The sequence below is a fragment of the Pseudoalteromonas sp. S408 genome (assembly GCF_005886645.1).
Classification (GTDB): Bacteria; Pseudomonadota; Gammaproteobacteria; order Enterobacterales; family Alteromonadaceae; genus Pseudoalteromonas.
On record NZ_PNDY01000005.1, the window covers coordinates 63511 to 85723 of the forward strand.

Below are 22213 nucleotides of genomic sequence, written 5' to 3' on the forward strand. Positions count from 1 at the left end.
TTTCCTTAATATTAGGCATCATTTTGTTACTATGGATTTTCTTTCTGTTTTCTTTTTTTTAACATAAAACCCAACATTAAAGTGTTGAGTTTAATTACGAAAATGCATAAATAATAACCTGACTGTATTCTTCATCAGGCAATAAGCTAGCTTTTGGATAATTTTCGCGATTGGGCGCATCAGGCCAATTCTGTGCTTCAAGACACAGTGCTTGGCGTGGCTTGAAAGGGTCACTAACAAAATTAGCTGTGTATAATTGCATACCTGGCTGAGTGCTTTTGAGTGTTAAATTAATACCGGTTTGCTGTGACGTTAATGTAGCCATTGTATGAAGGCTGTCTTCGTTTTCAAATACATAGCAGTGATCTAAGCCATTGGCCGCATCTAATTGTGTATCACTTTGCGACAATGCATCTTTTACTAATTTTGGCTTAATAAAATCAAAGCAGCTATTTGCAACGGGAGCAGGTTCACCTAATGGAATGCTGTGCTCGTTAATGGGTAAGTAGTGGGTTGCATTTACCTGTAGTAAATGATTGGCAATGGTGTCGCTGCCCTCAAGATTAAAATAACAATGGTTGGTAAAGTTAACGAGAGTTTCTTTGTTACAAGTTGCTTTAAACTTAAGTGAAAGTTGCCCATTTTCTGCAGTGATGGTTTGCCATACTTTTAATTGGCCCGGAAATCCCTGCTCGCCATCCTCTGAGCAATAATAAAGTTCAACTTCACTATCAGTTTGCTGAATCACTTGCCACTGCACTTTATTAAAGCCCTTCACACCACCATGCAGACTATTTGGACCATTATTTTTATCGAGTTGGTAATCTGTTCCGGCTAAAGTAAAACGCCCTTCTGCAATGCGGTTTGCATACCGGCCCACTGTTGCACCTAAATAAAACGGGTTTTGAAGATAATAGTGCGGATCGTCGACGCTGAGCGTCATTTCTTGGTTTTTAAATTTAATGCTTTTGATTATTGCGCCAAATGGCAATATTTCGGCAGTTAAATGCTTAGCGTCACTAAGCCGTATAACCTGCATTGGTTCATCAATGGTTGTCATCGTCACGCACATTCCCCAAAAGTTACCTAAATAACTATATTAGTTAGATAAGGCAGCTATATATACTATAAATAATATATAACTCAAATCGGTAACTCAATTAAAAAACGTTAAATTTTTTAATAAAATTTACAATTGCGTTATTTATTTAACGTTAATACTGACTACCTTTCAGCTATTGGCACTCAATTATTTATAATGAGCTAAGTTGAAATGTGCGTAACCCCACAATATCGGTTTGTAAATTAAGCCATATGCTGCTCAAGTGCTGCTTTTTCTTCAGTGCTCAATGCGTGCTTAGCTTTTTTAGCAAAGTCATACCTGACCATAACGACCTTGCCAATCGCGCAACATTTATCATGCTGAAATGCCTCTTGCTTAAGTACAAAAGAGCTAGTGCCTATGTGTTCTACAGAGGTTTTAATCGTGATCTCGTGGCCATAAAATAACTCCCCTACAAACGACACCTCTATTTTGGCAATAATTAGCTTCCAATCATGTGGGTTTAAGTCTGGCGTAAAAAATTTAAAAATAGGTACGCGTGCGGCTTCAAACCACACGGGTAGTACGGTATTGTTGATGTGTCCGAGTGCATCTGTTTCGCTAAAGCGCGGTATCACTTTTTCAGTAAACATATTAATCCAAAAATAATTATACAAAGGTAAACCATGACGGACTTTATTCGCGTTTATGAAAACGCATTGAGCGATGATTTTTGTGAAAATTTTATTAATACGTTCACGCAAAGCCCGCATGTAAAACAAGGGGTTACGTCAGGTGGTGTTGATTTAAAGAAAAAAGACAGCCACGACCTGCACCTAAATAGTCACCCCGAATATGCAGAGCAATTAAAACACATACAACAAACGACTGCACAGCATGTTTTTAAGTATATTGAAGAACATATTTTTATGATGATTGGCGCCTTTGGCTTAAAGGTTTATCATCCAAAAACGGGGGAAGTAGTAGATTTAACTCAAGAGAACTTTGAAGAAGTAGGCAAACCACAGCTCCCTGTCCTTGTGCAGCAAATATTTAGATTAGGCAACATTCAAGCGCAGAAATACGAGGTCAATAAAGGGGGGTACCCGTATTGGCATAGTGAGGTTTACCCGCAGTTACAACACAATGAAGCACTGCATCGTGTACTTTTATTTATGTTTTACTTAAACGATGTAGAGGAAGGCGGGGAAACAGAGTTTTACTATCAAAACCGTAAAATAGCCCCTAGAAAAGGCACCATGGTGATAGCGCCTGGTTACTTTACGCATACACATAGAGGCAATAAGCCAGTATCAAACGATAAGTATATTTTAACCTCGTGGGTGCTATTTAACCGTGCAGAGCAAATATATGGTGCACCTAAAAGCTAAACCAATAAAAAAGCCATAAGTAACACTTATGGCTTTTTTATATATTTAATAGACGAACTCTTTAACCAAGTAGCTCGTCAAACATATCAAACAGCTTATCAAGCTCTTCGACTGTGTTGTAATGCATACAACCAATACGTACTACGCCGCCTTTATCAAGCACGTTTAATTGCTTACACAAACCTTGCGCGTAAAAATGTCCATCCCACACACATATATGCTGTTTGCCTAAAAACTCTGAAACGGCGCGAGGCTCAAGCCCTTCAAACGTTAAAGCAAATGTAGGTGTACGTTCGTTTAAGCGATCAAAGTCATCAATACCGTACAATTTTATACGAGGGTAATTAACCAAACGCGTTAAAAAATGCTCACTAAGCGCCATCTCATGCTGTTTGGTTTTAGCAAACGCCACGCTTAGCTTTTCGCGGCGCGTATGGCCATCATCAAGCTCGCTTATTGCAGCAATGTAATCAACAGCAGCAACAAACCCTGCCATTGCTTCAAAGCTTTGGGTACCGGTTTCCCAGCGTCCCGGCGCTACATCTTTAGCGGGTTCGACTTTATAAGGTGTAAAACCTTCTAAGTGCTCAGTTTTACCAAAAACCATACCTAAGTGCGGGCCAAAAAACTTATATGCCGAGCAGGCTAAAAAGTCACAATCAAGTGCCTGTACGTCAATAAGCTCATGCGGCGTATAATGCACAGCATCAACATACACAAGAGCGCCTACAGCATGAGCAAGCTCTATAATACGTTTAATATCGTTAATTGAGCCTGTGGTATTTGAGGCATAGGTAACAGCCACCAATTTAGTCTTGCTGTTTAATAAGCTTTCAAACTGCGTCATATCTAGGCTGCAATCGGCTTCATTAATCAAGGCAGTATTAACCTTAACGCCTTTATCTTCTGCGGCTTGCTGCCATGACGATACATTTGAAAAGTGATCGGCGTTAGTCACGATAATCTCATCACTTGCCTGCCAATCGCGCGAAATAGCACGGCTAAAACTAAAGGTCAGGCTGGTCATGTTAGGACCAAACACTATATTTTGAGCACTTGGCGCATTGAGTAAATCTGCTGCAGCTTGGCGAGCATTTGCCATTAACTCAACGGTTTTATCACTTGAAAAAAACGCACCACCTAGGTTTGAGTTGTAGTGCCCTAAATAAGCAGACATTGCATTTAGTACAGGCTGTGGCACTTGAGATCCACCTGGTCCGTCTAAAAATATCGGCGATTTACCATCAACGGTTTGTATTAATGCCGGAAACTGCTCACGTAATTGCGCTATGTTCATGCCGATTCCTTAAGAGGTAAGTACAAAACAATCCAGATAACCTGGCTTGCTGGCATCGACTTTATTCATTGGCGTCGCGTTGTGCCACACTTGACGATCGTTTATTAGTGCAAACATACCGTCTTTAATTTCCATTTTAAAACATGGTTCAGCTTGTTTGTTTTCATATACAAGTAACTCGCCACCTTCGAGGTTTTCGTGCGAAACACCGCATACGCAGACGTGGTCAAAGCCATCTTGGTGAACACCTTCTGGCGCTGCTGGTGTATCGCTATCAATGGCAAGCATTCTAAATTGATGTATTTCAATATCACGCTCTTCATCAATACCTGTAATAGCGCAAAATTCGCTAACAATACTTTTCATGCCATCTGATTCAAGTAAGCTTTGCTCTAAATTTTCGTAAGTACGCTCAACGTTACCTTGAAACGTATTAATTGAGTCGTCTTGAACAAATGCTTTGGCAGCTTGTAATTTTAGCTCACCATTTTGAAATTTAATTACTGAATAACGACGCTTACGAAATTCACCATCTGCATAGGGATTTGCAGGTAGGTTGTCAAAAGAAGGCTTAACCAAATCAATATTTGCTTGGTTAATAAAACGAAGTTGCAGTAAATTCTGGTTGTTTAATGCAGTCATGAAATCTCGCCTAAAATAATGAGAATATTGGGAGGGATTTTAATGCATGTAGCGAGGAATTTCTGAGCATAAATTGAGGTATAAAAGATTAAAAGTTAAAGTTTAAGATCTAAATCTATACTTTATTGAAAATTTAATTCAAAAAAATTGGCTACACTGTGTAGCCAATCTATTAAGGTTAATCATCACTATAATTAAAGTCTGTACCTGAAAAAAACATTCACTGTATTAGTTCAAATGCGACATTAATATCACAGCTTTGTGCCAAATAATGGATAGTGTATGTATTATCTTCTAAAACACCATCACACCCGCTTATTGACGCTAATTTATAGCCTGTATTTGCAGAGATATTAAAGGCTAACGTATCGCCATGAAAGCTTGTATAGTTTTCAACCCCATTATTTAGCACTCCATTACCATCTGAATAGACAGTAACATCATACCTTGGCTCAAAAATCGTAAAAGTAATCTCTTCTTGATTTTGACATGTTGTACCTTGCAAATACTCACAAAGCACTATCTCATCGCGATCATTTGAAATAAACTCAATGACCTTGTTTTGGCCGTCTTGCTCGTAGGTAAATTTACCCTCAACTAATTCAAGTGATGTAAATTTGATGTCGTTTTTCCAAAGCTCATAACCACCAATATAGTAAATCCCCCACTTTACAAAGTTCTCGCCACTGCGTTCGTAAATTTTAAAAGGAATTTCATGATCATAAAACTTATCTGCGCTTGTATTTGCATTATAGTTTTCAAAGTAAAGCGACGCGTAAGAAAAGCGTTCTTCCCCTGAATTAGTATCAAATGATCTAGATACACGTTCAACAACTTGGTAGTTATCATTACTGTTAATAAGCCTATAATTCATTGAGAAATCTATTAAACATGTTTCTAAAGCCAAATCGCAATCAGAACCGTATCTCCCAGTTAGTTGATCATATTTTCGGCTTCGGATAAAGCTGTCATCTTTAAACTCACCTTGAATGGAGCTTGTAGAATATGTGAAGAATACTTGGCCATCTTCGTATATCTGCAGCTCATCCCAGATGTTCTCTAAGTCATGGCCCTCTTTAAATAAATGACGACCAGCAAAGTTACTCGGTGTTATTACTTGCTCTTCCAGCCTTATCATTACGGCAACATTAATCTGCCTTTCATCTTCATATTGGCTTTGCATTATTACTTGATAACCAAGGTCTATATCTTTAGTAATATAAATATCTTCAACGCTATTAGAGGTCGTAATTTTAAGCCCTGTTGCTGTTTGCTGCCAAGTAAAGCTTTCTGTTTGCGCTGCATCAATAGTATCGACTACGCTACCTGTTCCATTGTCATTTAGCAGTAATTCCTTAACTGTACTCTCAGATGGGATATCTAAAGACCAGCTACCAACCAAATCGTTTGAGGTTAAATCAATTTGAGGCACTACTGAATCAAATAACTTAACATGGCTATCACTATACCATTCCTCGACAAACTCATCGTTACGAAACTTACTTATACTTTGTTTCATTTCGTACCAGCCATCACCCAATTCAAAACGTTCTTTTAAGGTAATATAGGTCATTACATCTTTAAACCTAACTTCTACTTGAGAGCCATCCACGACCTCATACGCTATACTTTCATTTAATACATACTCATCAGAAAAATTAACTCTAATTTCGTCAAAGTATTTGTTCCAAGATATTGCTACTTGGTTATTGCCAGTAAAGCTGCCCTCATCATTTTCGTTAAGCCCTAATTTGAAAGAGGTAGAGGTAAAATAATCAGGATTATTAATTAAAAATTGCCCTGATAGTGTTTCTGGTTTTTCTACAAAGGTCGCATTAATTTCGCAGTCACTGTGTCCACTAAAGGCAATATAATATTCCCCCTCAATGTAACCTTCACAACCTTCTATTGAATCAACTTCATAGCCTTCATTAGGCACTATATTAAAACCAACCAGTTGAGAAAAAGGTACCTCTTGTACTGCAGGCTGTAATTGCCCAAATTCATTAGATTCAGCTGTTAAAGTTACACGTGGGTTTTTAGATTGATAAACGGTTTTATCGCTCTGTGTACAGCTACTACCTTGTTGGTAATTACAAATAGTATATGTTTCACCATCACCACTAACAATTTCAAAAAGCCATGTGCGCTCATCTTTTCGATATTCAATTACACCTTCATTTAACTGAGCCTCATACTCTATCCCGTCAATTGTTATCGTAAATGAGCCGTCATCATAATTAACTCTGATTCGATCCTCTATGACTTGATCACCAGCACTTTTATAAAGGTTAAAACTATTTTGTAATAAGTAAGGCGTAAACTCTGAATAGCTTAGATCTTTACTATACTGATAGATAAGTAATCCCTTTTGAATATCATCAATATCGCCTTCAGGAGAAAACCATTTAAACTCTCTTAATAAGTAGTAATAGCTGTTCTTTACTGCAACGATGTCATGGGTTACTTCAGCGCTTAAGTAGCATGTTTCATCAAACCCTTCACAACTGCTAACGGTGTAGCCATTATACTCATAGCGGCGTCTAGTTAGTTTGCCATCCTCAAGCCCCCCCTGGTAAGACGTCGTCCCAAGCCCTAACATTATGGTGCCATCGGCAAACACGTTCATATCATAAAGTTGTGCCGTACCAACAAAGCCGTGCCAACGCCCAACTAAATCGTCATTTGATAAAGACACCGTTTCTCTTTTTATCATTAAGCCAAATTGGCTATCAGCTGGGTCGGCTGATGAAGTATCTAATGAAACTAATTGATAGCCCGCTTTTAGATTTTTAGTAAACCAAAAATTAGTTATACCAATGCTACCGCCTTCATCATAGGTTACTATTAATTTATTATTTGTAAGCACCCACTCAAACGGTGCTAAATTATCACTTAAAACAGCGCCAGTTCCATCCTCATAAAATGCAATAGTCTCTAGGTGAGTAATATAATTACGGCTTTCAGCTCGCTGCATTTCCCACTCGCCAACAATATCTTCGACTGTCAAGCTTAATGTTTTACTTTTAAGGATAAGATTAGTAGTTTGTATTTCTTGCTTGTTTTGAACCTCAATGCTGTCTTCGTAAACTGTAATATCGCTTTTAATATCTATTGTTTTAAAAACATCGTTTTCACTGAGTACTTGCAGCGAAAATGAATTTAAATGCTCCTCATAAATAGTTTCAACATCGTCTTCGATTTGGGAGTATTTGTTAATGAGTACTGGAAACTGCAAAGTAACTTCTATCTTACCACTTACTTCTTGCCACGTTACTGGGCTACCCGTAACTGCATGGTATTGACCAGTGCCATTTTCATTTAAGGTTAAGTGACTGGCATGGTTTGTATAGTAACGCGGAGAATTAATTATATACTCACCAATTAACGGCTCTTTTGAGCCTGTGACCAAATCTTCGTCTTCTTTAATTTCTGTTTTAGTTTGCTCTATTAGATCGGGATCTTGCTCGTTAACTTCTTCTTCAAACTGCTGTGCAGCTTCTTCATCAGTAACTAAATCGAGGGTGCTCTCTATACCCTCCGGCAACTCATAATCAGGGTTATCTACAATAATTTTAATCAAGCTCGCAAGTTGAACTTTTTCATCTGCATCAACATTTAAAAGTGCATTATCTAACTCACTTTCACTAGTGGGCTCATCACCATCTCTTACAATCAGTGCATACTCTGCTGTTGTCACATTAGTTGTATTAACGCCAAAGTTTTCATCACTGTCCAAAATACCATCATCACCTGCCTGCGTAGCTAACTTTTTAACAGAGCTAAGCTGAGAGATAAATTCAACCCCAGGGTTTAAATCATCCCGCCCTTTAGCTTTAACTTTTACTAGCGTTTGTTCTAAGGCTTCATCGACATCTAAGACTATTGTGTAAACACCATTTTCATCTGCTGTAGCTGAATAAGTTTTATCACCTATGGTTATTTCTACATTTGCAAAACTAATAGTATTGTCAGTAATTAAGCCATTTAGAGTTACAGCCGTTGAATTTCGCTTTATTAACACTTGTTGAGTAGCTGTGGTAGTTGCGCCATCGTCATCTTCTACAGTTACTGTGAAATTTACGGTCATATCTTCAGTGATGTCGGGTGAAAGGTAAGTAATTTCGTTGGAGTTGGGGTTTTGCGCACTTAAATTGAGTGTAGAATCATGTTGCCAATTATAACTAATGATTTGACCATCTGAATCAATAGCGTTAGCTGTTAGAGTAAAAGCCGTTTTCTCTTGTATTTGATTTTGAGCCGTAATTTCAACAGAAGGGGCTACGTTATCATCTTCAATAATATCATCAATATCACAACCTGATACAAACAGACAGGCACTCATCGTACTTGCTAGTAAACCATATCGGTATTTTTTATTTACATCCATTATGTGCTCCAAGACTAAATTTAGATGGAGCAAAAAAATACTTGATGATCGCTCCCTCAATCATTAACAAGTGTTATCAAAACATATAATTGTTTATTTTTTGTTAAAAAGCAAACCTATTTCATTACTTTTAATAAACTAACCCTTTTCATACCTTAATTGATACATATAAACTTAAACAATAAAAAACCCGCCTAAGCGGGTTTTTTTAAACAAACTCTATTAATTATACAGCTTGCTGAATAATTACGTTGTCTGCTTTCTTAGTGTACTGAGGCATACGGTGGAAGTTCAAGTAACGGTAAGTATCTGCTGCCGTTGCATTGATTTTCGCTGCATATTCTTGGTACTCAGCTGGGGTAGGTAATTTACCTAAAATTGCCGCCACTGCAGCAAGCTCTGCTGATGCTAAGAATACGTTTGCGCCCGTACCTAATCGGTTAGGGAAGTTGCGTGTTGAGGTAGAAACAACCGTTGCTTTATCTGCAACGCGTGCTTGGTTACCCATACACAGTGAACACCCTGGAGTTTCAATACGTGCACCAACACGACCAAAGATACCGTAGTAACCTTCGTCTGTAAGTTGGTCTTTATCCATCTTCGTTGGTGGAGCAACCCAAAGCTGTGTTGGAATACGACCAGTAAAGCCATCTAATAATTTACCTGCGGCACGGAAGTGACCAATATTAGTCATACAAGAACCGATAAATACTTCATCGATTTTCTCGCCTGTAACGTCAGATAGTAAACGCGCATCATCTGGGTCATTTGGCGCACAAAGTACTGGCTCTTTAATGTCAGCTAGGTCAATTTCAAGTACGTGCTTATATTCTGCATCAGCATCAGCTTCCATAAGTTCTGGGTTAGCCAGCCAATCTTGCATTGCAGTAATACGACGCTCGATTGTACGAACATCACCGTAACCTTCAGAAATCATCCACTTAAGCATAACAATGTTAGACTCAAGGTATTCGCTGATAGACTCTTTAGAAAGCTTAACAGTACAACCTGCAGCTGAACGCTCTGCTGATGCATCTGATAACTCAAACGCTTGCTCAACAGTTAAGTGCTCAACACCTTCAATTTCTAGTACGCGACCAGAGAATTCGTTGATTTTACCTTTCTTCTCAACCGTTAATAGGCCTTCTTTGATACCGTAGTAAGGGATTGCATGTACAAGGTCACGTAACGTGATACCTGGCTGCATTTCACCTTTAAAACGAACCAAAATAGACTCAGGCATGTCAAGTGGCATAACACCGGTTGCTGCTGCGAATGCAACTGCACCTGAACCCGCTGGGAACGAAATACCTAATGGGAAACGCGTATGTGAGTCACCACCAGTACCTACAGTATCTGGTAATAACATACGGTTTAACCAAGAGTGAATTACACCATCACCTGGGCGAAGTGAAACACCGCCACGGTTCATGATGAAATCAGGAAGCGTATGGTGAGTGTTTACGTCAATTGGTTTAGGGTAAGCAGAAGTATGACAGAATGACTGCATTGTTAAATCTGCAGAGAAACCTAAACATGCTAAGTCTTTAAGTTCATCACGTGTCATAGGACCTGTAGTATCTTGCGAACCTACAGTGGTCATTTTAGGCTCACAGTATTGGCCTGGGCGAATACCGGCAACGTTACATGCTTTACCAACCATTTTTTGCGCTAGTGTAAAGCCTTTGTCTGACTCTTCTGTCACTGCTGGTACTTTAAATACGTCAGTAGCACCTAAACCTAGAGATGTACGTGCTTTGTCTGTTAAACCACGACCAATGATAAGTGGAATACGACCACCAGCACGAACTTCATCAAGAATTACGTCAGATTTAAGTTCGAAAGTAGAGATAACGTCATCAGTACCGTGGCGCTTAACAACACCCTCGTATGGGTAAATGTCGATTTGGTCACCCATGTTGAACTCGTCAACATTTAATTCGATTGGTAACGCGCCAGAATCTTCCATTGTGTTAAAGAAGATAGGTGCAATTTTGTTACCTAAACATACACCACCAACACGTTTGTTTGGTACAAATGGGATATCATCACCCATAAACCAAAGCACAGAGTTAGTCGCAGACTTACGAGAAGAACCAGTACCTACAACATCACCTACGTAAGCAAGTGGTAAACCTTTAGTTTTTAATTCTTCAAGCTGAACGATTGGACCTACTTCACCTGCTTTGTCTGGGTTTATTCCATCACGCTCATTTTTTAGCATCGCCAAAGCATGAAGTGGGATATCAGGACGTGACCATGCATCTGGTGCTGGTGATAAGTCATCAGTGTTTGTTTCACCCGTTACTTTAAATACAGTAACAGAGATTTTTTCAGCGACTGCTGGCTTATTTGTAAACCATTCAGCCGCAGCCCAAGATTCAATAATTTGCTTAGCAAACGCATTACCCGCTTTAGCTTTTTCTTCTACGTCGTAGAAAGCATCAAACATAAGTAGTGTATTTGAAAGGCCTTTTACTACGATTGGCGCTAATGACTCGTCATCAAGTAGGTCAATCATTGGCGCGATGTTGTATCCGCCTAACATTGTTCCTAATAATTCAGCTGCTTTTTCTTTAGAAATAAGAGAAGTACTCGCTTCACCTTTTGCAACAGCGGCTAAAAAGCCTGCTTTGATATATGCAGCATCATCCACACCTGGTGGTACACGATTAATTAATAAATCTAAAATGAATTCTTCTTCACCTGCCGGTGGGTTTTTTATTAATTCAATAAGATCAGCAGTTTGCTGAGCATCTAATGGCGCTGGTACGATACCTAACGCGGCACGTTCTTCTACGTGTTTACGATATTCTTGTAGCACAATATTGCCCTCTTGGTGACGTGAAAGTATTCGGTAGCGCTTCATGCGCACTTGTTACCCAATACTTATAGTATTCTAACGCGTAATTATAAAGCTTTTATAGATAGATGAAAATCCATCCAGTTACACAACTGATTATACCGGCTATAAATAACATGAATAGTGGTTGCGGTAAATTCTATTTCCATGAATACTTATTAAGTAATAATCATTACGATTTAAATGGCAACCATAAAAAAACCCAGCATAAGCTGGGTTTCTATCATCAAATAATCTATTAACGTAAAACTTTTACCGTTTTGATTGTTTTGATGTGCGCTTCAACACGGCGGTTTTCTGCGTGTGCAGCTGCTGTGTTAGCTTCATTTTTAAGGCGCTCTTCACCTAAACCTACCGTAGTGATACGGTCAGACGCAATACCATCGTCCATTAACTGCTTAGCTACAGCGTCAGCGCGTTTTTTTGATAACCACTTGTTGTAAGATGCTTTGCCTACTGCTGAAGTATGACCTTCTAAAAGCACTGTTGTATCTGGGTAATCTTTTAAGAAAGATGCAACTTGGTCGATGTCATCTAAGTAACGTTGTGATACAGCTGAATTGTTATTAGGGAAAGTCACTAATAAACTTACAGTTACTTCTTTATCTTCGTATAAAGTACAACCAGTACCATCAACAGCGTCTGTCATTGGTGTATTAGCACACTTATCGTCAACATCTAGAATGTTGTCGTTATCGCTATCAACAGGTGCTACTTGCACTTCAACAACTTCTGGCGCAGGCTGCACTGGCTCAGCAGGCATAGTGTTTTGACCAAAGAAATAGTTAATACCTAATTTAGCGCCAACATCTGTGTAACCTTTATCAATACCTTGGTATACAGCAGTTTCAACGTTAGCAAATAAGTTATCTGTAATGAAATGTCTGTAACCAACACCTGCGTTTAAGAACATGTTGTCATCAACCACGTCCATTGATTTAATACCAACTAAACCGTAGAAAGGACCGCCATCTAAATGGTAAAGCGCATCAATACCAAAACGGCTTCCATCGATATTGTTACGGTTACCAGCAGCTTTATCGAATGCATTAAAATCAAGATCTGCATACTCTAAACGAGCACTCCAAAAATCACTGAAACGGTAACCCGCTTCAAGACCAAAACCAGTCGACTCATTTACGTCAAGACCAGCCTGTGCGCTCATATTTTCCCAAGACGCATCGTAGTAGTCGCCAAATGCGCCAATATAGAAACCTTCTTGCTTGTCAGCAGCAAATGAAGATACGCTAGTTGCAGCTAACGCAATTGCAATAGTTAGTGATTTTAATTTCATTGTTTTCTTCCCATTTTAACAACTAATAAATTGTGGCTAATTAAGTACTAGCTCACTAAGTTTTATACAGACTAACTCAACTTTTGTTAATCAATACTTAACGAAAAATAAAGTTTATAATTTTTTTCAATGCGATATAACGATATCCAACAAATCAGTTTAGGTGAAATTTAAAACTTTACCTAGCTAGAAACCAACTAGTTGATTATATAAATCGATAATCTGCAGAAGACACAAAGACAACTCAATTAATTGTTCTTGCTCACAATGAAACTAACTTATCTTTATACATTTAGATAGTAACACCAGAATTTGCTTTGCTCAATCAATGAACATCTCTGTTCTAAAATATCGTTATTTATAATCATTAACTTATCTATTTTTACAACACTTAAGTACCACAAAAGGTTTTGTAGTTAGTATCATTTAAAGGCACCTTTTGAAATTCGGTCATATCATCGCTGAATAAGTACGGATTATTAGCCACTTTGATAAAACGACTCATCAGCTTACTTGAACCAAGCTCATTATATTCAGCTAATATTGTTTCAATTATATGATTTCGCGGAATGATACGTGGGTTGGCTGCTCGCATGATTTTGTAGCTATCGTTACTTATTCGGCTTTGCCACTTATTCGCCCACTCAGTTAGTTCTTCAGGAAAAGTTGCGTTGCCATTCACAAACTCCGTCAATGCATCAAAAGTATTGGTGTAATCAAGATGATGTGTTTGCAATAATGTTAGAAGCTCAGAAACAAGCTCTTTGTCGCCCTCGTTTGCATCAACCAGGCCTAATTTTTTGCTCCACATTACTGTAAATTGAGTATTAAATTGTTCTGAAAAGCGATGTATGACGGGAGTCAGTAATGACACTGCTTTTTCTTCATCATCGCTAATTAATGGGATAAGGCTTTCAGCTAAACGAGCACAATTCCAACTCGCCATATTTGGCTGGTTACCAAAAGCGTAGCGCCCTTGTTTGTCAATAGAGCTAAATACGGTGTCAAAGTCAAAATTATCCATCATCGCACACGGGCCATAATCTATGGTTTCACCGCTGACTAGCGTGTTGTCGGTGTTCATAACACCATGGATAAATCCTACGCGCATCCAATTAATTATTAAGCTTACCTGATTATTAGTCACTGATTCTAAAAAAGCTAGATACCGTTCTGGGCCTTCACTCTTTATTTCAGGGTAATGACGTCCAATAGCTAAATCCGCTAGCTTTTTTAAACCTTCAATATCACCTTGTGTTGCCAAATATTGAAACGAGCCTACCCGAATATGGCTACTTGCTAAGCGAGTAACAACAGCACCAGGCTGAGGCGGGTTGCGGGAAACGCTTTCGCCTGTGCCTACAACAGCTAAACAGCGAGTGGTTGGAATACCTAATGCGTGCATAGCTTCACTCATTACGTATTCACGAATAGCAGGGCCTAGTGCACATTTTCCATCGCCACCTCTAGAATACGGGGTAGCGCCTGAGCCTTTTAATTGAATATCCCATAGCTGGTTTTTATCGTCATTTATAGCGCCAAGCAAATGCGCGCGCCCGTCACCTAAGCGAGGCGAAAAGTGTCCAAATTGATGCCCAGAATAGCCAAGCGCTACCGTCTTTATTTGCTGTGGCTCATTGCCTGCAAAGGTACTTGCACGCAGCTGCGGCTCAATTTCTATATTAAACTGCTTAGCTAACGATGCGTTCCACAGCAGCAATTGCGGTGCAGCAACGCTTGAGGGTTGATCCTCTATCGCGAAGTTATCTGCTATGTCTGTGTATCTCGGCACTAGTTTCATCATTAATCCTCAGCTTGTTGGCTTATACCTACGCGATTGTCACCCACACCGTAGGCCACAATTAAACTTAGCTCTTGCATGCTTAAACCACTTTGCTTTTGCATTTCATTAAAAAATGCCTGCGCAGCAGTGAGTGATTTTTTAGTTTGCAGCCCGCCATCAATTATTTTATGCGCTCTTAAGTAACTTTCTACATCGCGCGAAAGTAAAAATGTATCTTTACCAAGCGCTCTTAAAGCATAGGGGCCTGTATTGCCGCCCAACCGAGCACCGTGTTTTTTTAAATGCGCCCATAAACCAATAATATTATCTGTTGGCCACTGGGCAATAAACTTACTAAAGCTGCCATGTTCCTGTGCTATTTCGTGGATCATGTAAGCATTTTCAGGAATCGTTTTCACTTTTTTATAATTACGAATAATGCGTTCATCCGTTGCTTTTTGCTCTAGCATATCGGGCGGCATCATTAATAACTTATCAACGCTGAACTCCCAAAAAACCTCTCTAAAGCCCGGCCATTTACTATTTATTACCGACCAATAAAAGCCACTTTGAAAAACTTTTCGGGTAAATTCTTCAAGCCAATCGTCGTCACTTAACGTACTTAACGCTTTTTTAGATAAAGGTTTTGCGAGTAATAACTTAAGCATTTTTTCAGAGCCCTTTCGCTCTACCGCTCGCTTATAAATATCACTAAATTTTTCCATACTTATTAAATACCTCGCTGCTCATAGGGTTAGTGTACGAGAAAAGCAGCCAATACGTAACCACCGCTATTTTCGATGAGCTAATCTATATTTAGCAGCTTGACACCTAGACGGCTAAAATGTTTTAATCGCCGCAATTACCCTATTTAAATTGTATTTTGCTAACTCTTTTGCGGTTAAACAAAATACAAAGGGCTAGAAGAGGTGCGTTATTCAGGTAGCGTATGTTAGGAGCGCAAACTCCAGTGAGCATACGCCAGGGGAATACCGCCGAGAGGTAAACGCTTTTGCGAAGCAATTACTTCGGGCGACTAGGTTGAATCCTAGCGACTGTCACCAAGAGCTGTTTTTTAGCAGCTTATTAGTTTGGTGGAGAGCTTCTGGTCTTAAATAATAAGGCCGTGCGCCCTATTATTTTAAGCCCATTCGCTCTTCGAATACTGTTCGAACGACGTTAATGCGGCTCACATCATAAAGCCCCTTTAATATCTCGAACACCTTATAGGTTCGTAAGAGATGATCAACAACTTCAATTTAGACGACTACGCACTGTGGACAGCGCTTGTAACGCCGTTTGATCAACAAGGTAATGTTGACTACGACACACTCACAACTCTCGTTAGTGAACAAGAAGCGGCACACAACGGTATTTTACTCCTTGGTAGTACAGGTGAAGGCTTAGCGCTGACACTTAAAGAGCAACAAGCCATTGTTGAGCACGTGTGCCAACTAAAGCCCAGTGTACCGCTTATGGTTGCTGTAGGCGGTAGCAATTTAGCCCAACAGAAAGAGTGGGTTAACTATTGCAATCAGTTACCTATTCACAGTTACTTACTAGGCTCGCCCCTTTATGCAAAACCAGGGGCTGTAGGTCAAACTCATTGGTACGAAAGCTTATTAAACGAAAGCGCGCACCCGTGTATGTTGTACAACGTACCAGGTAGAAGCGGTGTAAGTATTCCGGTGCAAACCATCGAAAATTTACAGGCGCATCCAAAGCTCTGGGCGTTAAAAGAAGCCAGTGGCAACATCACCCAATTTGAAGCATACCGACAAGCCGCACCTAATTTAGCGCTATACAGTGGCGACGATGCACTTATGCCCTATTTCGCGCAAGCTGGCGCAAAAGGCTTAGTATCGGTTGCAGCAAACGCGTGGCCAACACAAACGCATGAGTTTGTAAAACGCAGCCTAAGTGGCCAACACCCCAATTTATTTGCTCAGTGGACTCGCGCTATTAATAGCCTTTTTGCTGTAGCAAACCCTATTCCCGTTAAAGTGTTAATGCACCAACAAGGCCGCTTAAGTAGCCCGTTGCTACGCCCACCTTTAACGCATCTTGAGTTAACGCAAACCGATTGCATTACTACTGCAAACGACACCATTTTATCTTGGCATTAAATACAGGTTTTTATAATGAGCTGGTTAGAACTACTAAATAATTTAGAATCGGGCGCAGTACGCGCAGCATCACAAAACGAAAGCGGCCAATGGGAAGCTAACGTAGAAGTAAAACAAGGCATTTTAGAAGCCTTTAAAAATGGCACTAACACTGAGTTTGCAGGTGGTTTTGTAGATAAACACAACCTTGCACCGCAAGAGTTTAGTACTGACAACGGCGTGCGTATGGTACCTGGTGGTTCAAGCGTTCGCCGTGGTGCATACGTAGCTAAAGGCACTATTATTATGCCACCAGCGTACGTAAACATTGGCGCATACATCGACGAAGGCACTATGGTTGATAGCCACGCATTAGTAGGCTCGTGTGCACAAGTAGGTAAAAACGTACATTTGAGCGCAGCTGTGCAACTTGGCGGTGTACTTGAGCCAATTGGTGCAAGCCCTGTAGTAGTTGAAGACGATGCCTTTATTGGCGCAGGTTGTGTCATTGTTGAAGGCGTAGTTGTTAAAAAAGGGGCAGTACTAGCGCCAGGCGTACGCTTATCTGCAACCATTCCGGTATACGACTGCGTTAATGAGCGTCAGCTTGATAAAGGCGAACCAATCCCAGAATACGCAATTGTAATACCTGGCTCTCGCCCGGCGTCAAACGAATGGGCACGTGAGCAAGGCTTGAGCATGTCGTGTGCGTTAATTGTTAAATACCGTGACGAACAAAGCGATGCATCATTATTGCTAGAAGAGGTTTTACGATAATGAGCTTTTTGAGCACGCCAATCAAAACCTCTGTTAATACGCTTACACAGCAACTTGATACCCCTTTTTTTGTTTACGACTTAGATAAACTAAACGCACACCTTGCGCGTTTAGTTGCGCAAACCGATGTAAAACTTTGGTATGCAGTAAAAGCGAACCCGCTTTCTAAGATTATTCAAAGCTTAGATAGCGCAGGCTTTAACTTTGACGTTGCAAGTAAAGGTGAACTTGAACAAGTCCTTGCACAAGGTATTAGTTCGCAGCGCGTGCTCAACACAGGGCCTGCAAAGAGCCCTAAACAAATTAAACACTTTATTGATCGCGGTGTGCGCATATTTGTTGCCGAAAGCCTCAATCAAGTGCGTTGGTTAAACCAACAAGCGCAGCTGCAAAATACGCAGCTGCAAGTTTTATTACGTGTGCAACTACGCTGGCCTGAAGGTGAAAAAAATCCTCTAGGCGGCGACAGCCTAACTCCGTTTGGGCTTGGCTGCGATGAATGGCAAGCACTAAATACCGCCGATTACCCAGCCCTTAGCTTTGATGGCCTACATATATTTCAGTGGGGTAACATGCTTAGCACGCAAAAGCTAAGCGAGCTGTGGTCGCAAATGATTGCACCGCTTACCACCTTGGCTAATAACTTAAATATAAACCTTAAAGTTTTAGACTTAGGCGGCGGTTTAGGTATTCCTTACACACCAAACGATGCAACACTTGAGTGGGATGGATTAATCACCGCGCTGGCAAAAATTAAAAAAGATGCGGGTGTAGACGAGCTATGGATGGAGCTTGGCCGTTACGCTGTAGGCGAATGCGGTCATTACGCTAACCCCGTCGTTGAGTGCAAACAAAACTACTGCCAACAGCAAGTTATTTTAACCGGTGGTATTAACCACTTATTGCGCCCTGCTGTTACAAGCCAAGATTTTCCTGCGGCGTTACTGCGCGAATCAACAGCGCCAGAACAAGCAATGAGCTTATATGGGCCGTTATGTACGGCCCTTGATTGCTTAGGCGAGCATAACTTACCAAGCGATTTAAACGAGCAAGACTGGCTGGTATTTAGCCAATGTGGCGCCTATGGTTTTACCGAAAGCATGCCGTATTTTTTATGCCATGAGCTGGCAGCAGAATATGTGTTACACAATGGTGAGCTCACCTGTGTACGCCAAGCAGAAGATGCCAGCCACTATTTAAGGTAATAAACATGAGCATAACAACACCAATCAGCCAAGAAAACATTGTAGTAGGGGAAGTGGCAAACGGCTTGCCTCTCACTATTCCTGTGTATCGCTTAAAAGGCGATGGCAGCGGGCCAAGTGTTTATATTCAAGCAAATATGCACGGCGCTGAAGTACAAGGTAACGCGGTTATTTTTCAGCTGTTAGAGCAATTAAAACAGCTCAATTTAAAAGGCGACATTACCTTAGTACCTTATGCTAACCCTATTGGGTGTAACCAAAAATCAGGGGAATTTACCCTTGGCCGATTCGACCCGATTACTGGCACTAACTGGAACCGCATGTATCACTACAATAGTGATTTAGTCACCCAGTTTGCCAAAGATCATAGCCAGTACGGCGATGCAGCTTTAAAAAGTAACTTTAAAAAAGCCCTGCTTGATGAAATAGATGCCAAACTTAACGGCCCCGCTTATTTACTCAATACAGGTAAACGCATTGCGCTTAATTTGCAAAAGCTTGCGCACCAAGCCGACATAGTACTCGATTTACACACAGGGCCTATCTCAAGCAAGCACTTATATTGCCCAGCGTATGCAACCGACAGCGCTCGTTATTTTAATATTGAACATATACTGCTCATCCCAAGCGACTTTGATGGCGCCATGGACGAAGCAAGCTTTTGCCCATGGTGGCACCTAAGTGATGCACTTAGCGCGCAAGGGCGATCATTCAACGTACAGGTAGAAGCCTTTACGGTTGAGCTAGGTAGCCAAGAAAAAATAGACCTAAAAGAAGCACTCAACGATTCAAATAGCATTTTAAGTTACCTAAATCATAAAAACGTATTGGTAGACGCACCACACAAACCGAGCAATATAACCCGCTACGCATGCCATTTAGATGACTACTTTGCTTACTACGCCCCTATTGGCGGCATGGTTGAATATGTAGCCCCACTAGGTGGGCATATTAAAGCAGGCGAGCCCATTGCACATGTTTTACGCATGGAGCGCTACTTGAGTGAGCAGCCACTACAAACGCTCAGCCTCGATTTCGATGCCATCGCTATTTTGCACTTTGCCTCGGCAAGCGTAAACCAAGGCACTGAGTTGTATAAATTTTTTACCAACATATTTGAGTTATAGCGCACTGCGCTATCACTCACCCTTCTCATTGCGTGAGAGTACATTAATCTCCTAAGTTAATGTACATTAGACAAAGCGGCTTAGGCCGCTTTTCTTTTGATCTATCAGTACCGCTTTTAACGTAATGTAAACAGTTCAGTAAAAGTTCACTGTACCTAATGTAAAAAGCGTTATAATAAAATAAATCACAACCTACCCAATACTCACAAGGAATTACAATGAGCTGGCGCCACTGGATCACCCTTTCAGCTTTACTAAGTACCGCAGCATTTGCGCAAGACGAAGTACCAACAAACGAGCAAGACAGCAGCATAGAACTCGTCAAGCAATGTATTTTGAATGAAGTGATTGGGGGCGATGGCAAGCAAACACTCGATGAGCTTCGTAAAAAATGCTCTGCACTGGAAGAAAACAAACAACTGACCGCACTTGATAAACGCCAAGCACGTGAAGAGGTAGGCAAAAAAAATCGTAATGTAATCACACCCCATAAACGTAATTACATATTGCCATTATCATATGTATCGCATCCAAACGATCGCCCGTTCGATCGTTTTGACGAGCTCACAGACGAACAAGATGGTGATACACTCGATAACTTAGAAGCTAAATATCAGCTTTCAATCAAGGTCCCCTTGTTTGACGAATTCTCTGACGAAGACCAAGCATTGTATTTTGGCTTTACCCTGCAATCGTATTGGCAAATTTATAACTCGGAAATTTCATCGCCATTTCGTGAAACTAACTACGAGCCAGAAATTTTCTGGATGAATTACCTTGATCCAGAAAACGTACTCTGGGGCGATGAAATGGCTATTGTGCTCGGTATATCGCACCAGTCAAATGGCCGTAGCCAACCAAACTCGCGCTCGTGGAACCGTATTTACGCCGATTTCATTTGGGAAAACCGAGGCTTTGTTTTTAGTTTTAAACCTTGGTACCGCATAGCTGAAGACGAAAAAGAAGATCTGCTAGACGCAAAAGGTGACGATAACCCCGATATTTACAAATACATGGGGTATTTTGAATTTAGTGGTGCGTATCGTTATCACGATCATGAATTTAGCTTTATGACTCGCAACAATTTAAACTCAGACAATCGCGGTGCACTTCAGCTTGATTGGTCATTTCCTTTGTGGGGCCGCGTTCGTGGCTACGCGCAATACTTTAACGGCTACGGTGAAAGCCTAATTGATTACAACGCCGATGTTGAGCGGATTGGCGTGGGTATCTTATTAACCGATTTGTTATAAAATCAGCGCATAAAAAAGCCAAGCATTAATTATTAAGTGCTTGGCTTTTTTAATTAAAAATTACTCGTTATTTTTTTACGGCAAACACACCTTCAAACTCAGCAACTACATTGTCACCATCATAAATGGTTACCGGTACCACATAACTTGTTTTACCATCGGCTTCTAAATCGCTTAATTTACCTTTACACGCTTGTAAATCGACACAACCGCGCGGATCTGTATTGAGTGGCTTTAAGTACTTAATATTGGCATCAGCCAGTACAATATTACCTTCAAGCCCCGCTTCTTTGAGCGCCAAATACGTTGCTCCCCAGCCAGTTAATGTGGCTAAGCTATAAATAGAACCAGCAAACATGGTGTTATGTAAATTTAAATTAGCGTCTAAATCAGCGCTGGTTGTAAATTGCCAATCGGTGTAACTTTCTACTTTAATGCCCATTGCATCACTAATAGGAATTGATTCCCGCCAGATATTTTGTAGCACTTGAGTCCAATTAGGATGACGAAACCAACCTGGCTCACTCGGCTTTTGCTTAACCATTTTAAAATGCTGAACATCACCGTAAGCTAAGTGCGCTTTTTCTTTTAATTCGTAGCCGTGGCGCTTATAAAATTCAAGTGCGCGTTCGCGTGCAAATAACACCAGTTCATCGGCATTTTGTGTCCATGCTATTTTTTCTAAATCGTGTAACAGACGACTACCAATATGCTGATTTCGGTTACCTTCAGCCACCGCCATATAACGAACCTGAGCTTGCTCATGGTTATTAAAATGTAATCGAGCCACCCCTAATACTTCACCCTCTTTATTTTTTATAAACCGGTGTTCAGCGTCCTGCTCTAAATCATCTTGTTCAGAACCCCTGGGCTCGCCCCAAGGAGCACGTAATACTTCCCAACGTAATTGATAATAAGCTTGCCAATCTTCGCTACTTTGTGGGGTACTTACTTGAAACATACTTACTCCTGTTGTTGTAAAAGCCGCATGTAAAAATCTAAAAAGGCCTCAACCTGTTGATGGCAAATACCATACTCCATCTT

At 40.4% G+C, this 22213-nt stretch carries 16 protein-coding genes and 1 riboswitch; of the genes, 6 read left to right on the top strand and 10 right to left on the bottom strand.

The window, feature by feature from the left end; translation table 11 throughout:
* Positions 1-94 precede the first annotated feature (94 nt).
* Positions 95-1060 carry an aldose epimerase family protein gene (locus CWB62_RS05920; protein ID WP_138527371.1) on the bottom strand — a complete coding sequence of 322 codons (966 nt, stop codon included), beginning with the start codon at positions 1058-1060 and terminating at the stop codon, positions 95-97.
* A 245-nt stretch (positions 1061-1305) separates the two neighbouring features.
* Complete coding sequence (locus CWB62_RS05925) at positions 1306-1695, bottom strand: acyl-CoA thioesterase (protein WP_138527345.1); 390 nt, start codon at positions 1693-1695, stop codon at positions 1306-1308.
* Between the two features lie 33 nt (positions 1696-1728).
* On the opposite strand from CWB62_RS05925, the gene CWB62_RS05930 reads away from it, so the two are divergent.
* Positions 1729-2433 carry a 2OG-Fe(II) oxygenase gene (locus CWB62_RS05930; protein ID WP_138527346.1) on the top strand — a complete coding sequence of 235 codons (705 nt, stop codon included), beginning with the start codon at positions 1729-1731 and terminating at the stop codon, positions 2431-2433.
* A 61-nt stretch (positions 2434-2494) separates the two neighbouring features.
* Here CWB62_RS05930 and CWB62_RS05935 read toward each other — a convergent pair whose 3' ends face one another.
* From CWB62_RS05935 to CWB62_RS05965, 7 genes are all read right to left on the bottom strand, one after another.
* Positions 2495-3730: a cysteine desulfurase-like protein gene (locus tag CWB62_RS05935; protein ID WP_138527347.1), complete on the bottom strand. Its 1236-nt coding sequence runs from the start codon at positions 3728-3730 to the stop codon at positions 2495-2497.
* A 9-nt stretch (positions 3731-3739) separates the two neighbouring features.
* A complete protein-coding gene (locus CWB62_RS05940) occupies positions 3740-4372 on the bottom strand; it encodes a 2OG-Fe dioxygenase family protein (protein ID WP_058405948.1) in 633 nt (210 codons plus the stop codon).
* A 220-nt stretch (positions 4373-4592) separates the two neighbouring features.
* Positions 4593-8762 (bottom strand): PKD domain-containing protein, encoded by a 4170-nt coding sequence (locus tag CWB62_RS05945; RefSeq protein WP_138527348.1) that lies wholly within the window; start codon positions 8760-8762, stop codon positions 4593-4595.
* Between the two features lie 226 nt (positions 8763-8988).
* Entirely contained in the window at positions 8989-11586 is a 2598-nt protein-coding gene (acnB, locus tag CWB62_RS05950; protein WP_138527372.1) for a bifunctional aconitate hydratase 2/2-methylisocitrate dehydratase, read from the bottom strand.
* A 277-nt stretch (positions 11587-11863) separates the two neighbouring features.
* Positions 11864-12919 (bottom strand): OmpA family protein, encoded by a 1056-nt coding sequence (locus CWB62_RS05955; RefSeq protein ID WP_138527349.1) that lies wholly within the window; start codon positions 12917-12919, stop codon positions 11864-11866.
* 391 nt (positions 12920-13310) lie between these two features.
* Complete coding sequence (locus CWB62_RS05960; protein ID WP_138527373.1) at positions 13311-14720, bottom strand: protein adenylyltransferase SelO; 1410 nt, start codon at positions 14718-14720, stop codon at positions 13311-13313.
* A gap of 2 nt (positions 14721-14722) precedes the next feature.
* Positions 14723-15427, bottom strand: coding sequence for a DNA-3-methyladenine glycosylase I (locus CWB62_RS05965; protein WP_138527350.1), 705 nt, complete (start codon positions 15425-15427; stop codon positions 14723-14725).
* Positions 15428-15618: 191 nt separating this feature from the next.
* Positions 15619-15815, top strand: a riboswitch (Lysine riboswitch).
* A 128-nt stretch (positions 15816-15943) separates the two neighbouring features.
* Here CWB62_RS05965 and dapA point away from each other — a divergent pair.
* From dapA to CWB62_RS05990, 5 genes are all read left to right on the top strand, one after another.
* Positions 15944-16828 (top strand): 4-hydroxy-tetrahydrodipicolinate synthase, encoded by an 885-nt coding sequence (dapA, locus tag CWB62_RS05970; protein WP_138527351.1) that lies wholly within the window; start codon positions 15944-15946, stop codon positions 16826-16828.
* 15 nt (positions 16829-16843) lie between these two features.
* Entirely contained in the window at positions 16844-17584 is a 741-nt protein-coding gene (locus CWB62_RS05975) for a 2,3,4,5-tetrahydropyridine-2,6-dicarboxylate N-succinyltransferase (RefSeq protein ID WP_058405943.1), read from the top strand.
* Positions 17584-18789, top strand: a complete 1206-nt coding sequence (locus CWB62_RS05980; protein WP_138527352.1) for a PLP-dependent decarboxylase — start codon at positions 17584-17586, stop codon at positions 18787-18789. The genes CWB62_RS05975 and CWB62_RS05980 overlap by 1 nt, the downstream gene beginning before the upstream one ends.
* Before the next feature lie 5 nt (positions 18790-18794).
* Positions 18795-19916: a succinylglutamate desuccinylase/aspartoacylase family protein gene (locus tag CWB62_RS05985; protein ID WP_058405941.1), complete on the top strand. Its 1122-nt coding sequence runs from the start codon at positions 18795-18797 to the stop codon at positions 19914-19916.
* Between the two features lie 218 nt (positions 19917-20134).
* On the top strand, positions 20135-21169 hold the full coding sequence (locus CWB62_RS05990; RefSeq protein WP_058405940.1) for a phospholipase A: 1035 nt from the start codon (positions 20135-20137) through the stop codon (positions 21167-21169).
* A gap of 67 nt (positions 21170-21236) precedes the next feature.
* On the opposite strand, the gene CWB62_RS05995 is transcribed toward CWB62_RS05990, so the two are convergent.
* Positions 21237-22130 (bottom strand): bifunctional GNAT family N-acetyltransferase/hotdog fold thioesterase, encoded by an 894-nt coding sequence (locus CWB62_RS05995; protein ID WP_058405939.1) that lies wholly within the window; start codon positions 22128-22130, stop codon positions 21237-21239.
* Positions 22131-22213 lie beyond the last annotated feature (83 nt).

Coding starts and splice junctions, on each gene's coding strand:
- CWB62_RS05985 (WP_058405941.1), top strand. CDS start 18,795: ATGAGCATAACAACACCAATCAGCCAAGAAAACATTGTAGTAGGGGAA.
- CWB62_RS05940 (WP_058405948.1), bottom strand. CDS start 4,372: ATGACTGCATTAAACAACCAGAATTTACTGCAACTTCGTTTTATTAAC.
- CWB62_RS05945 (WP_138527348.1), bottom strand. CDS start 8,762: ATGGATGTAAATAAAAAATACCGATATGGTTTACTAGCAAGTACGATG.
- CWB62_RS05925 (WP_138527345.1), bottom strand. CDS start 1,695: ATGTTTACTGAAAAAGTGATACCGCGCTTTAGCGAAACAGATGCACTC.
- dapA (WP_138527351.1), top strand. CDS start 15,944: ATGATCAACAACTTCAATTTAGACGACTACGCACTGTGGACAGCGCTT.
- CWB62_RS05975 (WP_058405943.1), top strand. CDS start 16,844: ATGAGCTGGTTAGAACTACTAAATAATTTAGAATCGGGCGCAGTACGC.
- CWB62_RS05965 (WP_138527350.1), bottom strand. CDS start 15,427: ATGGAAAAATTTAGTGATATTTATAAGCGAGCGGTAGAGCGAAAGGGC.
- CWB62_RS05990 (WP_058405940.1), top strand. CDS start 20,135: ATGAGCTGGCGCCACTGGATCACCCTTTCAGCTTTACTAAGTACCGCA.
- CWB62_RS05960 (WP_138527373.1), bottom strand. CDS start 14,720: ATGAAACTAGTGCCGAGATACACAGACATAGCAGATAACTTCGCGATA.
- CWB62_RS05930 (WP_138527346.1), top strand. CDS start 1,729: ATGACGGACTTTATTCGCGTTTATGAAAACGCATTGAGCGATGATTTT.
- CWB62_RS05920 (WP_138527371.1), bottom strand. CDS start 1,060: ATGACAACCATTGATGAACCAATGCAGGTTATACGGCTTAGTGACGCT.
- CWB62_RS05955 (WP_138527349.1), bottom strand. CDS start 12,919: ATGAAATTAAAATCACTAACTATTGCAATTGCGTTAGCTGCAACTAGC.
- CWB62_RS05980 (WP_138527352.1), top strand. CDS start 17,584: ATGAGCTTTTTGAGCACGCCAATCAAAACCTCTGTTAATACGCTTACA.
- CWB62_RS05995 (WP_058405939.1), bottom strand. CDS start 22,130: ATGTTTCAAGTAAGTACCCCACAAAGTAGCGAAGATTGGCAAGCTTAT.
- CWB62_RS05935 (WP_138527347.1), bottom strand. CDS start 3,730: ATGAACATAGCGCAATTACGTGAGCAGTTTCCGGCATTAATACAAACC.